The organism is Herminiimonas sp. CN (assembly GCF_000622895.1).
In the GTDB taxonomy this organism is placed as follows: domain Bacteria; phylum Pseudomonadota; class Gammaproteobacteria; order Burkholderiales; family Burkholderiaceae_D; genus AVCC01.
Window position 1 is genome coordinate 1 of record NZ_AVCC01000090.1, and the last position, 12,113, is coordinate 12,113.

The 12,113-nt window shown below is 59.4% G+C and carries 13 protein-coding genes; 7 read left to right on the plus strand and 6 right to left on the minus strand.

Annotated elements, in window-relative coordinates:
• The 4 genes from HMCN_RS0115105 to gpmA all read right to left on the minus strand — a co-directional run.
• A partial coding sequence (locus tag HMCN_RS0115105) for a HesA/MoeB/ThiF family protein (protein ID WP_025918160.1) occupies positions 1-682 on the minus strand: 682 nt, incomplete at its 3' end.
• Between the two features lie 69 nt (positions 683-751).
• Positions 752-2,206 (minus strand): S41 family peptidase, encoded by a 1,455-nt coding sequence (locus tag HMCN_RS0115110; RefSeq protein WP_025918161.1) that lies wholly within the window; start codon positions 2,204-2,206, stop codon positions 752-754.
• A gap of 3 nt (positions 2,207-2,209) precedes the next feature.
• Positions 2,210-3,679, minus strand: coding sequence for a murein hydrolase activator EnvC (locus HMCN_RS0115115; RefSeq protein WP_238552190.1), 1,470 nt, complete (start codon positions 3,677-3,679; stop codon positions 2,210-2,212).
• 10 nt (positions 3,680-3,689) lie between these two features.
• Entirely contained in the window at positions 3,690-4,436 is a 747-nt protein-coding gene (gene gpmA, locus HMCN_RS0115120) for a 2,3-diphosphoglycerate-dependent phosphoglycerate mutase (RefSeq protein ID WP_025918163.1), read from the minus strand.
• Positions 4,437-4,604: 168 nt separating this feature from the next.
• On the opposite strand from gpmA, the gene HMCN_RS0115125 reads away from it, so the two are divergent.
• The 5 genes from HMCN_RS0115125 to HMCN_RS0115145 all read left to right on the plus strand — a co-directional run bounded on the left by HMCN_RS0115125 (position 4,605) and on the right by HMCN_RS0115145 (position 7,538).
• Complete coding sequence (locus HMCN_RS0115125) at positions 4,605-5,006, plus strand: rhodanese-like domain-containing protein (protein WP_025918164.1); 402 nt, start codon at positions 4,605-4,607, stop codon at positions 5,004-5,006.
• 9 nt (positions 5,007-5,015) lie between these two features.
• On the plus strand, positions 5,016-5,279 hold the full coding sequence (grxC, locus tag HMCN_RS0115130; protein ID WP_025918165.1) for a glutaredoxin 3: 264 nt from the start codon (positions 5,016-5,018) through the stop codon (positions 5,277-5,279).
• An 86-nt stretch (positions 5,280-5,365) separates the two neighbouring features.
• Positions 5,366-5,851 carry a protein-export chaperone SecB gene (gene secB / locus HMCN_RS0115135; RefSeq protein WP_025918166.1) on the plus strand — a complete coding sequence of 162 codons (486 nt, stop codon included), beginning with the start codon at positions 5,366-5,368 and terminating at the stop codon, positions 5,849-5,851.
• Positions 5,852-5,886: 35 nt separating this feature from the next.
• On the plus strand, positions 5,887-6,330 hold the full coding sequence (locus HMCN_RS0115140) for an SH3 domain-containing protein (RefSeq protein WP_025918167.1): 444 nt from the start codon (positions 5,887-5,889) through the stop codon (positions 6,328-6,330).
• Positions 6,331-6,542: 212 nt separating this feature from the next.
• Positions 6,543-7,538: an NAD(P)H-dependent glycerol-3-phosphate dehydrogenase gene (locus tag HMCN_RS0115145; RefSeq protein ID WP_025918168.1), complete on the plus strand. Its 996-nt coding sequence runs from the start codon at positions 6,543-6,545 to the stop codon at positions 7,536-7,538.
• 10 nt (positions 7,539-7,548) lie between these two features.
• On the opposite strand, the gene HMCN_RS0115150 is transcribed toward HMCN_RS0115145, so the two are convergent.
• Positions 7,549-8,721: a YbfB/YjiJ family MFS transporter gene (locus tag HMCN_RS0115150; protein ID WP_238552192.1), complete on the minus strand. Its 1,173-nt coding sequence runs from the start codon at positions 8,719-8,721 to the stop codon at positions 7,549-7,551.
• 247 nt (positions 8,722-8,968) lie between these two features.
• Here HMCN_RS0115150 and HMCN_RS0115155 point away from each other — a divergent pair, with 247 nt between their 5' ends.
• Together HMCN_RS0115155 and HMCN_RS0115160 are read left to right on the plus strand one after the other, a co-directional pair.
• On the plus strand, positions 8,969-9,493 hold the full coding sequence (locus HMCN_RS0115155; protein WP_035627446.1) for a chemotaxis protein CheW: 525 nt from the start codon (positions 8,969-8,971) through the stop codon (positions 9,491-9,493).
• 29 nt (positions 9,494-9,522) lie between these two features.
• The gene (locus HMCN_RS0115160; protein ID WP_025918171.1) at positions 9,523-11,271 is read left to right on the plus strand and encodes a methyl-accepting chemotaxis protein; all 1,749 of its coding nucleotides are present in this window, start codon (positions 9,523-9,525) and stop codon (positions 11,269-11,271) included.
• Between the two features lie 110 nt (positions 11,272-11,381).
• Here the strand turns inward: HMCN_RS0115160 and HMCN_RS0115165 are convergent, their stop codons facing one another.
• Positions 11,382-11,720 (minus strand): cupin domain-containing protein, encoded by a 339-nt coding sequence (locus HMCN_RS0115165; protein ID WP_025918172.1) that lies wholly within the window; start codon positions 11,718-11,720, stop codon positions 11,382-11,384.
• Positions 11,721-12,113 lie beyond the last annotated feature (393 nt).

Below are 12,113 nucleotides of genomic sequence, written 5' to 3' on the forward strand. Positions count from 1 at the left end.
GTGCATCCAGCAACAGCAGTCGCCCTGCCAACGAGGTACCTATGCCGGCAATGAGCTTCAACGCCTCTGCCGCTTGCGTTGCGCCGATGATGCCTACCAGCGGTGCAAATACTCCCATCGTCGAACAGCGCACCTCTTCATAGTGCTGGTCGGGCGGAAACAGGCATGCGTAGCACGGCGCGCCTGCTTGCCGCTGATCGAATACGCTGATCTGTCCGTCAAATTTTATGGCGGCTCCCGATACCAGCGGAACTTTATTGAACACGCAGGCTTGGTTGATTGCATGACGGGTGGAAAAATTGTCGCTGCAATCGAGGACGACGCTTGCTCCTGAAACTAATTCGTTCAGTCGTTCGCCTTGCAAGCGCTCATTGAGTGCGATTACGTTTACTTCGGGATTGATCTGCATCAGTGCTTGTTGCCCGGAAAACACCTTGGCTTGCCCTATGCGTCCGGTTGTATGCAGAATTTGTCGTTGCAGGTTGGTCAGGTCAACGATGTCATTGTCGACCAGAGTGATAGTGCCAACGCCCGCCGATGCCAGATAGAGCGCCGCTGGCGAGCCTAGCCCGCCAGCACCGATAATCAGTGCGTGGGCTGCCAGAAGCTTCTCCTGTCCTTCTATGCCGATTTCGTCAAGCAGGATGTGTCGTGAGTAGCGCAGGAGTTGATTGTCGTTCATCGTGCAGTGATTTAGGGTGTAGTACAAGAAAAGGCCGCATCGCTGCGGCCTTTTTTCTTGTGAAAGCGATTATTTTTTCTTGCTGCTATCGGCCTTGTCGTGTGGCGAGCCGTCGGCAGCGGCGTCGGGTTTGGCCTTGGCAAGCTGCACAGGCAATCCTTTCAGGTGATTCATCGCCTGTGTGAGTTGAAAGTCATCCGTTCCGCCATATTCAAGGGGCTTACGTTTTTTCTCAAGAGCAATCAGGCGCTGTTCTTCTTCCAGTGCATCACGATTGCCGCTGGCAGTATCCGCCTGTTTGATCGTATCGTTAGTTAAATGCTTTTGCAGATCGGCTTCGCGCAGGCGCAAACCGTTCAGGCCGTCACCGTCTGCATATTCCTCCACCAGTAAGTCGGGAACGATGCCCTTGGCCTGGATCGAGCGGCCATTCGGTGTGTAGTAGCGGGCAGTAGTCAGTTTCACCGCAGTATCGGCCGATAATTGCCGAATGGTCTGGACCGAGCCTTTGCCGAATGTTTGAGTGCCCATGATGGTTGCGCGCTTGTAATCCTGCAGCGCGCCGGCCACGATTTCGGAAGCGGAGGCGGAGCCGGTATTGACCAGCACCACCATCGGCACTTTCTTGATTGCTTCCGGCAGTTTTGACAGTGGGTCGCTCAATGCACGGGATGCATAATATTCGCGTTGGGCATAGAAGGTGGCCTTGGAGTCTGGCAACTGGCCGTTGGTGGACACAATCACAACGTCTTTGGGCAGGAATGCTGCGGACACGCCAATTGCGCCGGGCAATACGCCGCCCGGATCATTGCGCAAGTCGAGCACCAGGCCTTTCATGTTGGGCTCCTTCTGGTACAGATCGTCAATTTTCTTGACCAGATCGTCTACCGTCGGTTCCTGGAACTGCGCTACGCGCAGCCAGCCATAGCCGGGCTCGATTATTTTGGCCTTCACGCTCTGGACGTGAATTTCCTGCCGAACAATGGTGATGATCAGCGGTTTGTCTTCATCCTTGCGCGCGATGGTCAGGGTAATCTTGGTATTGGGCTCGCCGCGCATTTTCTTGACGGCCTGATCGAGTGTCATGCCCTTGACCGGTGTCGAATCCAGGCGGGTAATCAAATCGCCGGCCTTGAGTCCGGCGCGATACGCGGGCGAGTCTTCAATCGGAGAAATGACCTTGACATAACCGTCCTCCATCCCGACCTCAATGCCGAGGCCGACAAATTTGCCTTGGGTGCCTTCACGCAACTCCTTGAACGCCTTCTTGTCCAGGTAGGATGAATGCGGGTCCAGAGATGCCACCATGCCGGAGATTGCCTCGGTCAGCAGTTTTTTGTCTTCTACCGGTTCGACATAGTCGGACTTGATCAGGCCGAATACATCGGCCAGTTGGCGCAACTCTTCATAGGGAAGCGGTGCGCTGACCGACTTTTGTGCGAGTGCGGAAAACTGCATCGATGCAGCCACGCCGGCAATCATGCCGAGACTGATCAGACCGAAATTTTTGAGTTTACTGCCCATGTGTCACCTAATAGTTACCCAGTCAAGTGGGTCGAACGCGCGACCCTGATGCCGCATTTCGAAGTATAAACCCGATTGCTCGCTACCGCCGCTATTGCCTGTGCTGGAGATGATTTCGCCCGCTTTGACGGCATCTCCGGGGCGCTTGAAAAGAGTCCGGTTGTTGCCGTAAATCGTCATGTACTGATTGCCGTGATCAACAATGATCAGATTGCCGAAGCCGCGCAGCCAATCCGCAAATATGACACGTCCGCTGGCGACGGCCTTTACCTCAAGCCCTTCGCTTGCGCGGATGAACAGTCCTTTCGAACTGGGGCCATCGCCCCGTCTGCTGCCGAACTTCGCCACCAATTCACCACGTATCGGCAGGCGCAACTGGCCGCGCATTTTGGCGAATCCCCCCTCCTGGACGCCGGTGTTTGGAGTGAGTTCATTGCGCACCGGCGACTCTGCCGGTTTCAGCGCGGCATCTTCAGCTTCCAAATTCTTTGCTGCCGTGGTTTTGTGCCCGCTATCTTTTTTGGACTGCAAGGCCTGTTGTTGCAGGCGCTCGGCTTGTAATCGTTCGGCCTTCGCCCGGGCTGCCAGTTGCTCCTGGCGTCGTTTTTCTTGTGCGATTGCATCGGCTTTTTTCTGTTCTTCGATCAACTCGGCCAGCTTCGCCACCAGCCCTGCCAGCCGCTGGTCGTCGCGCTCCAGGTGGCCGGCTTCCCTGCGCTGGGTCACGAGTTTGCTCGACAGTTGCGCCAACAATTGCCTGCGGCGGACTTTTTCCTGCTCCAGCAAGGCTTTTTGCTCGCGCTCTTCCTGCGCGATTTCATCCAGTTCATCTTTGGCATTTTGCGCCGCGACCTGATTGGTCTCAACTGCCTTCAGGTTGACGCGCAGCGATTCGAGCAGCCGGGCCTGCGCTTGCGATATGTAACCCATGTATTGCAGTTCGCGATTGATGCGGTTGGGGTTGTCACCCGACAGCAAGAGCTTGGTACGGTCTTCGTTGCCGGCCATGTATTGCTTGCGCAATAACTGCGCCAGTTGTTTTTGCTCCGCCTGCACCGTCTGGGTAAGCTGGCTTTGCTGTTGTGCCAATTGCAGCAGTCTGGCTTTGGTCTGCATTTGTTCGGTTGCCAGATTGCGCAAGGAGCGGTCGGCATTGGAAATCGCACTTTCGGCTTCGGCCATGGCATCTGCCGCGCTGTCCTTGGCGGTTTCGGTGCGTGCAATGTCGCGCTTGAGCGCGCCCAGTTTTTCGCGTAAATCGGTACGTTCGGTTTCGGCGATCAGTTTTTGTTTGGCGCGCTCGGTGATTTTATCGGCGGCGCAGGCGCTCTGCGCTGCAGCTACGGAGAGCAGAATGCACAGCACCGCATGCACCAGTGCCGCGCGCCAGTTCCGGCTGACGCGCGCGGCACGGCACGGCGGAGATGCTAAGCGCCGCCGCATGACAAGGTGGCTATCTGCTGGAACTGGCATCGGTGCCGAATTACTTCGCCTTTCCCTGGCTGGCAACCGCCTGCAACGCGGCTGCAATGGCCGACTGGTCGCCCAGGTAATAGCTCTTGATCGGCTTCAGGTCGGCATCCAGCTCATACACCAGCGGTTGCCCGTTGGGGATGTTCAGGCCGACAATGTCGGCGTCGCTGATACCGTCGAGCATCTTGATCAGCGCCCGCAGGCTGTTGCCGTGGGCGCTGATGATGATGCGCTTGCCGGCGCGGATGGCTGGCGCGATCGAGTCGTGCCAGGCCGGCACCACGCGCGCGACCGTATCTTTCAGGCATTCGGTGAGCGGGATATGTTCGCGCTCGAGGCCGGCATAACGCGGGTCGCCATACGAAGTGCGCGGGTCCTGCGGCGCCAGCGGCGGCGGCGGAACATCATAGCTGCGGCGCCATGTCAGCACCTGGGCATCGCCGTATTGCGCTGCGGTCTCGGCCTTGTTCAAGCCCTGCAAAGCGCCGTAATGACGTTCGTTGAGGCGCCAGTCATGCAGCACCGGCAGCCACATCAGATCCATCTCGTCGAGCGTGCCCCAGAGCGTGCGGATCGCGCGCTTGAGCACCGAGGTGTAGGCGAGGTCAAAGGTAAAGCCGGCTTCGCGCAGCACAATACCGGCCTGCTTTGCTTCGGCGATGCCTTTCGCGGTCAGATCGACGTCGGTCCAGCCGGTGAAGCGGTTGTCAAGATTCCAGGTGGATTCGCCATGGCGCATCAATACTATTTTGTACATGTTCGGAAGTGGGAAACGTGAAAAATGGTTGAGTTCGGGTTGAGTTGGATTGATTTCAACCTTCTATTTTATAATGATGCGCTTGACTGCGGTCCATTCATCGTTGCGCGGGCTGAACGGTGTTTTCCGGCGACGTAGTATTTATTCGACTTTTATCATTGGAATCTTGTGAAATTCATTCTTGAAAACATCAGTTTGTTTGGTTTGGCTATCCTGTCGGGAGGGGCTTTGCTGCTGCCAAGCCTGTTGCGGCGCGGCTCGAAGGTGAGTTTGTTGCAGGCCACCCAGATCATCAATCAGGGCAAGGCATTGATTTTGGACGTGCGCGAACCGGATGAATTTGCTGCCGGCCATTTGCGGGATGCGAAAAACATCAGCCAGAAAGCCCTGCCGGCCAAACTGGGGGAGCTGGAAAAATTCAAGGGCAAGCCGGTCATCGTCGTCTGCGCGACCGGAACCCGTTCGTCCAGCGCGACCGCGCAATTGAAAAAAGCCGGTTTCAGCGAAGCGGTGAGTCTGGATGGCGGCATGACTGCCTGGCAGGCGCAGGGCTTGCCAACCGTTAAATAAGGAGAAAACATGACAGCACATGTATTGATGTACAGCACCGGAGTCTGTCCTTACTGCGTAATGGCAGAGCGCCTGTTGAAGGCCAAGGGCGTTGAGCAGATCGAAAAGGTGCGAATCGACCTTGATCCCGAACAGCGCGATGCGATGATGCAGAAAACCGGCCGCCGCACCGTGCCGCAAATCTACATCGGCGATACGCACGTCGGCGGTTTCGACGATTTATCGGCGCTCGACCACGCGGGCGGGCTTGATGCGTTGCTGAAAGGCGCTTAAGCTGCATTCCAGGCATTACAATAGCCAGTCGGCCGGGCGTCAGAAACATTTTCTGCGCTTATTTTCAAATCCTATGAAAGCGTTTCATGTCTGAAGAAGTCCAGCAACCCGTATTCCAGATCCAGCGCGTGTACCTGAAAGACCTGTCTCTGGAGCAACCGAACTCACCGGCGATTTTTCTTGAGCAAGAAGCGCCGAATATCGAAGTCGCCGTCGATGTCGGGGTCGAAAACCTGGCTGAAGGCGTGTATGAATCGACCGTGACGATTACCGTCACCGCCAAGATCAATGACAGGGTGGCATTCCTGGTCGAAGGCAAGCAAGCCGGCATTTTCGAGGCGCGCAATATCCCGGCCGAGCAAATCGAACCCTTGCTCGGAATCGGCTGTCCAAATATCGTGTATCCATATTTGCGCGCCAACATTGCCGATGCGATTACCCGTGCCGGCTTCCCGCCGGTGCATTTGTCGGAAATCAATTTCGAAGTGTTTTACCAGCAGCGTCAGCAGGCCATCGCTGAAGAGAATGCATCCGGCATCCTGATGCCGGACGGTTCGCCCACCACGCACTGAAGTATTGCAGTTTGCCGCCTTGCCGGAGCCCTCGCATGAAAATCGCAGTTTGCGCTGTATGTTTGGGATTGATGGTGCAGGCCGGCACCGCGCAGGCGGCCGATTTCAAGTCGGTCGCAGCGGCGCCTGCCATCCTGTACGATGCGCCTTCGGTGCGCGGCACCAAACTGTTCATCGCGCCACGCAACATGCCGCTCGAAGTGATCCTGAGCTACGGCAACTGGGTCAAGGTGCGCGATGCCGGCGGCGATTTGTCGTGGATCGAAGCCGGTGCGCTGAGCGAACAGCGCTGGGTGGTCGTCAGCGTCGCCAATGCCCGGGTCCGGGCGTCCCAGGATGAAGCCGCCAGCGTCGTCTTCAGCGCCGATAAAAACGTTTTGCTCGAATTGCTGGCGCCGGCCGCATCCGGCTGGGTCAGGGTCAGGCATCGCGACGGACCGAGCGGCTATGTCAAGGCGTCCGAGGTGTGGGGCGAATAAATTCACCATAAATATTATGAGTATGCCTAAAAACAAGGTGTTTCCGCATATATTTTCTGTGACATAGGTTTATACAGAGGCGAGTATTAATCGCCGCCCGAGCCGCTGGAGATGCTTGCCTGCAGCGTCGTTTGCTCGATTGCGCAATGCCGATTCATTCTTTCTAAAAATAATTTCCTGCCGCCATGTCAACCCATACCAGCTCGTCCGCCATGAACATCACGATCCTCGGCGCCGGCGCCTGGGGCACTGCGCTGGCGATCTCGCTGGCCGAGCGGCATCGGGTCGTGCTGTGGGGGCGCGATGCCGAATTGATCCGCGACAGCGCCGCGCGACGGGAGAATTTCCGCTATCTGCCGGGCATCCGCTTGCCGGATGCGCTCGATGTCAGCGCCGATTTCGGGTACGCGGTAGCGCACGCCGCGGTTGATGGCTTGCTGGTCGCTGCTGCGCCGGTGGCGGGCTTGCGCGGGCTGCTGGAGCGCCTGCAGCCGTATGCGCCGGCCAATATCATCTGGCTGTGCAAGGGCTTCGAAGAACGGACACGGATGCTGCCGCACCAGGTGGTGCGCGACGTGCTGGGCGACTTCATCCCGGCCGGTACGCTGTCGGGGCCGTCGTTCGCGCAGGAAGTGGCGCGCGGCCTGCCGTGCGCGCTGACGATTGCGACCAAATCGCACGATTTCCGCGATCATGTGGTGCGCGCCATCCATGGCGGCAATATCCGGGTGTATTGGAGCGAGGATCTGGTCGGGGTCGAAGTCGGCGGCGCGGTCAAGAATATCCTGGCGATCGCCGCCGGCATTGCCGACGGCCTGGGACTCGGCTACAACGCCCGCGCCGCGCTGATTACGCGCGGCCTGACAGAAATCACGCGGCTTGGCGTCGCGCTCGGCGGCCGCCCCGAGACCTTCATGGGGCTGGCCGGGATGGGCGACCTGATCCTGACCTGCACCGGCGACCTGTCGCGCAATCGCCAGGTCGGCCTCGGCCTGGCGCAAGGCAGGCCGCTGGCGGCGATCGTGGCCGATCTCGGGCATGTGGCCGAAGGCGTGCGTTGCGCGCAGACGGTGCGCGCGCTGGCGCATGAACGCAAGGTCAGCATGCCGATCACCGAGGCGGTGGCTGGCGTGCTGTTCGACGGCGATCCGGTGCAGCAGATCGTGGCGCGCCTGTTGGCACGCGATCCGCGCGACGAAGCGTTGTAAATCCGGGACGCTAGTGCGGCAGCGCCCGCTGCCGCAATGCCAGCAATGCGCCGAGCAGCAGCGCCAGCGCCGAAAATGCCAGGCCGCGCTGCAGTCCGCCGGGACCGTCGGCGATCCAGCCGACCATGCTGGGGCCGATAATCTGGCCGAAGGCGAACACGGTGGTAAATGCGCTGATTCCGGCCGACCACGCGGGCGGCGGCAGGTTGTGCCGCACCAGCGCGGTGGTGGACGCCACCACCGATAAAAACACGCCGCCAAACAGTATTCCGGACGCGAATACCAGCAGCGGCGTTGCGGTCAGCGCCGGCAGCAGCGTCGCTGCCGCCAGCAAGCCATTCAGAATCGCCAGCGACTGGCCGCCCTTGAAATGATCCAGCATGCCGGCCCAGACGCGCGACGACGCCAACACCGCCAGTCCCAGTAAGGTGTAAAACAGCGTGATCAGCGGCGCGCTCATGCCCTGTTCTTTCAGTAGCGCGATGACGAAGGTCATGTAGCCGATATAGCCGGCTCCGAACATGAAATACGCCGCCAGCCCGTAACCGAAAGAGCCGATCCGGAAGCGGTTGTGGGGGCCGGCCTGCAGCGGCGCATCCGGAATCTGCCGGGCCGGCAGCGCCATTCCCAGCGTCGCCAGCAGGCAGGCGCCGCCCAGCGCCAGCCAGGCCCATTGCCAGCCGTGCGCGGCGCCAAAGTCTGCGGCAGCAGCCAGCGTGGCCGGCACCAGCAGGGCCGACAGCACGATGCCGAAGCCGGTGCCGCCGTAATACAGGCCGATCAGAAAACCGGCGCGACGCGGATGCAAGCCGCCCAGGCGCGCCGCCAGCACGCCGCCGGAAATGAAAATGAAGGCGCTGGCTACGCCCGACAGGATACGCTGGCACAGCAGCAGGCCGGTTGCGGTGGCCAGGCCGGACAGCAGCATGAACAGCGCCGCCAGCAGCGCGCCGGCAACCAGCATCCGGTGTGCGCCGCAGCGCCGCAGCAGGGCTGGCGTCATCAGCGCGCCGATGAAGTAGCCGAACGCATTGCCGGTATTCATCGCGCCGGCCAGCAGATAAGTCCAGCCCAGGTCGCTCCGCATCGGCGGCAACAGCAGCGCATAGGAGAAGCGCGACATGCCGAGCGACACCGCGGCGCCCAGCGAGATGGCGAGCGCGGTCAGGAATGGGCGGCGCATGGCGAGATTATGCGAAGTGGCTGGCATGGTGAGCGGATGGCGATAATTCAGCAGAATGTAGCATGTGCTTCAAAGCAATGCACGGCGATGGGCTGGAAATCGGATGTCGGCGCTGACGGTCAGGTTGCGACCAGGAATTGCCGCCAATGGGAGCGGATAGCGTAAACAAGCAAATGAAATGCAGCTATAATCGCAAGTTACGTTGCTTAAAGGCAATGCAACTCTTCCACCTCTACAAAGGAATGCCATGCACGCGACAATGAACGGTGTCCAATCTGACGGCGCTATTGCGCGCAACGGCAGTGCCGGCCAGCCGGTACTGGAGTTTCTCGCCTTCACACTCGGGCAGGAAGAATACGGCATCGATATCCTGAAGGTACAGGAAATTCGCGGCTACGAAACCGTCACTGCAATCGCCAATGCGCCGGAATTCATCAAGGGCGTGGTCAACTTGCGCGGCATCATCGTGCCGATCGTCGACATGCGCATCAGGTTCAATCTTGGCGTGCCGCGTTACGACCAGTTCACGGTGGTCATCATCCTCAACATCGGCGGACGCATCATGGGCATCGTGGTCGATAGCGTGTCCGATGTCACCACGCTGAAACCGGAGCAGATCAAGCCGGCGCCGCAGATGGGCACCGCGTTCGAGGCTGACTACCTGCTCGGGCTGGGCACGCTGGACGAACGGATGCTGATCCTGGTGGATATCGACAAGCTGATGTCTTCAGCCGACATGGGACTGATTGAGCAAACTGCCGACGCCATATAAAAAACAGCATCAATCATTAGGAGACACATATGTTTACGCTGCAAAAATTTCATTCGATGGGCATCGCCAAAAAGCTCGGGCTGCTCACCTTCAGCGCCGTTTTCGGCGTCATCCTGCTGACGGTGCTGTCCCTGATGTCGGAGCGAAAAATGCTGATGGAGGATCGGCAAAATACCGTGCGCCAAGTGGTCGAAACCGCCTACGGCCTGCTGACCAACTATCACGACCTGGCGACCAAGGGTGCGCTGACCGAGGCGGTGGCGAAGGAGCGGGCGTTGCAGGCGGTCAGGAATTTGCGTTACAGCGGCACCGAATACTTTTTTATCCAAGACATGCAGTTGCGCATGCTGATGCATCCGACCAATCCGGCGCTGGAGGGCAAGGATTTATCGAACCTCAAGGACCCGAACGGCAAGTATTTCAATGTCGAATTCGCCAACACCGTGAAAGCCAGCGGCGCCGGATTCGTTTCTTATATGTGGCCCAAACCGGGCAGGGATCAGCCGGTGCCAAAAGTGTCGTACGTCAAGGGATTTGCGCCCTGGGGCTGGATCATCGGTTCCGGCGTTTATCTGGATACGGTTGAAGACGCGTTTTTCAGCCGTCTGATCGAGTTTTCAATCGGTGCATTGCTACTGGCCGCCATCCTGTTTGCAATCGGCATGATAATTTCGCGCGGTTTGCTCAAACAACTCGGCGGCGAACCCGAGTATGCAGCCGGAATAACGCGCCGCATCGCGCAGGGCGATCTGACGGTTGCGGTCGACCTGAAAGGCAGCGATCAATCGAGTCTGCTGTATGCGATCAAATCCATGCGCGACAGCATCGCCGGCATCGTCGGCCAAGTGCGCAGCGGCACCGACACCATCGCCACCGCCTCCGGCCAGATCGCCGCCGGCAACATGGACCTGTCCTCCCGCACCGAACAGCAGGCCAGCTCGCTGGAAGAAACCGCCGCCTCGATGGAAGAATTGACTGCGACCGTCAAGCAGAATGCCGACAATGCGCACCAGGCCAACGACCTCGCACTGTCCGCCTCGCAAGTAGCGCAAAAGGGCGGTACGGTCGTATCACAGGTGGTCGACACCATGGGCTCGATCAATGCGTCGTCGCGCAAGATCGTCGACATCATCGGCGTCATCGACGGCATTGCGTTCCAGACCAACATCCTGGCGCTGAACGCGGCGGTGGAAGCGGCCCGGGCCGGCGAGCAGGGCCGCGGCTTTGCCGTGGTCGCCACCGAAGTGCGCAATCTGGCGCAGCGCTCGGCGGCGGCGGCCAAGGAAATCAAGGAATTGATCGGCGATTCGGTCGAAAAAGTCGATGTCGGCGCCAAGCTGGTCGACCAGGCCGGCGTCACCATGAACGAGGTGGTCGACAGCATCCGGCGCGTGACCGACATCATGGGCGAAATCACCGCCGCCAGCCGGGAGCAAAGCGCCGGCATCGAGCAAGTCAATCAAGCGATCGGCCAGATGGACCAGGTCACACAGCAAAACGCCGCGCTGGTGGAGGAAGCGGCCGCCGCTGCCGCATCGCTGCAGGACCAGGCCGGCAATCTGTTGCAGGTGGTCAGCGTGTTCAAGCTCGACGGCATGCAGCTGGCCCCCAAGGCCGCCAGGGCGGCGCGGGTAATCAATGCGGCAGCCGCACTGCCGAATGCCGGCCAGCGCGCCACCGGCCGCACGGCGGTGCCGGCCAGGAAAGCAGCCAACTCGGCAGTCAAGCCGGCAGTCAAACCGGCAGCCAGCGCAGACGGCGAATGGGATGAGTTTTAAGCCGGAGTTTACATAAAACAACGGGGGTATAATAGAAAACCTTGCACTTCCCGCATGTACCTCCTGCGGCATGTAAAAATACAGTGACCTGTATGTAAAGCATTGCAAAATCACCCGGCGGATTTTCCGAGCAGGATCGTGATCAGGGCCGAGGCATTTTCAAGCGCTTCCAGCGCATGCATCGCATTGCCGGCGACGAAGATCATGTCGCCGGCCCGCAGAGTCTTGACCTGCCCGCCAATACTGAAGGCGATGCTGCCTTCCAGGCATTGGACGGTGATTTCGCCCGGAACCTGGTGCGCCGGCATGGCCTTGCCGCGCGGCATGGTCAGGCGCACCACTTCCAGTTGCGGGGTTTTGATCAGGGCGATCGATGAGAACGTTGTGCATTTCCCGCCCAGCGGGCGCAGGTCGAGAACGGTGCCGGATGTGGCGTGCGGTAGTGCCATGGGAGCCTCCTGGGTTGGTGCGGAAATTGGAACGATGCCGCAGGCCGGACTGCGGCATCTTGTTGCATGGTGCGATTTTAGTTCCGAGCAAGCTCAGAAACTGGGCGGTCCAGGCCGGGTCGGTCGCCATAATCCTCGACAAAATCGCCTGCTGGCATCAGTTTTGCTGCCATGATGGTCTCCGATTGCGCTGGTGGGAGCTTTATTGTCGACCATATCTTCTGCGCGTGCCAGCCTGCGCCGGAACTTCCGCTTGCGCCACCGGTCCCACACGAATAGTTTGAGGCGGCGCAAGCGGCAGGCGGGTAGGCGGTTTTTCGCCGGGTTGCTTCGGCCTTATACTCTTACTTCCTTTTCTCATTTTGACAAGATATTCCTATGCCGAACGTTTCC

What these genes read in the sequence shown, in the direction of transcription:
- HMCN_RS0115160 (WP_025918171.1), top strand. Translation starts at nt 9,523, where the DNA reads ATGTTTACGCTGCAAAAATTTCATTCGATGGGCATCGCCAAAAAGCTC.
- HMCN_RS0115155 (WP_035627446.1), top strand. Translation starts at nt 8,969, where the DNA reads ATGCACGCGACAATGAACGGTGTCCAATCTGACGGCGCTATTGCGCGC.
- HMCN_RS0115115 (WP_238552190.1), bottom strand. Translation starts at nt 3,679, where the DNA reads ATGCCAGTTCCAGCAGATAGCCACCTTGTCATGCGGCGGCGCTTAGCA.
- HMCN_RS0115150 (WP_238552192.1), bottom strand. Translation starts at nt 8,721, where the DNA reads ATGCGCCGCCCATTCCTGACCGCGCTCGCCATCTCGCTGGGCGCCGCG.
- grxC (WP_025918165.1), top strand. Translation starts at nt 5,016, where the DNA reads ATGACAGCACATGTATTGATGTACAGCACCGGAGTCTGTCCTTACTGC.
- HMCN_RS0115140 (WP_025918167.1), top strand. Translation starts at nt 5,887, where the DNA reads ATGAAAATCGCAGTTTGCGCTGTATGTTTGGGATTGATGGTGCAGGCC.
- HMCN_RS0115145 (WP_025918168.1), top strand. Translation starts at nt 6,543, where the DNA reads ATGAACATCACGATCCTCGGCGCCGGCGCCTGGGGCACTGCGCTGGCG.
- HMCN_RS0115165 (WP_025918172.1), bottom strand. Translation starts at nt 11,720, where the DNA reads ATGGCACTACCGCACGCCACATCCGGCACCGTTCTCGACCTGCGCCCG.
- gpmA (WP_025918163.1), bottom strand. Translation starts at nt 4,436, where the DNA reads ATGTACAAAATAGTATTGATGCGCCATGGCGAATCCACCTGGAATCTT.
- HMCN_RS0115110 (WP_025918161.1), bottom strand. Translation starts at nt 2,206, where the DNA reads ATGGGCAGTAAACTCAAAAATTTCGGTCTGATCAGTCTCGGCATGATT.
- secB (WP_025918166.1), top strand. Translation starts at nt 5,366, where the DNA reads ATGTCTGAAGAAGTCCAGCAACCCGTATTCCAGATCCAGCGCGTGTAC.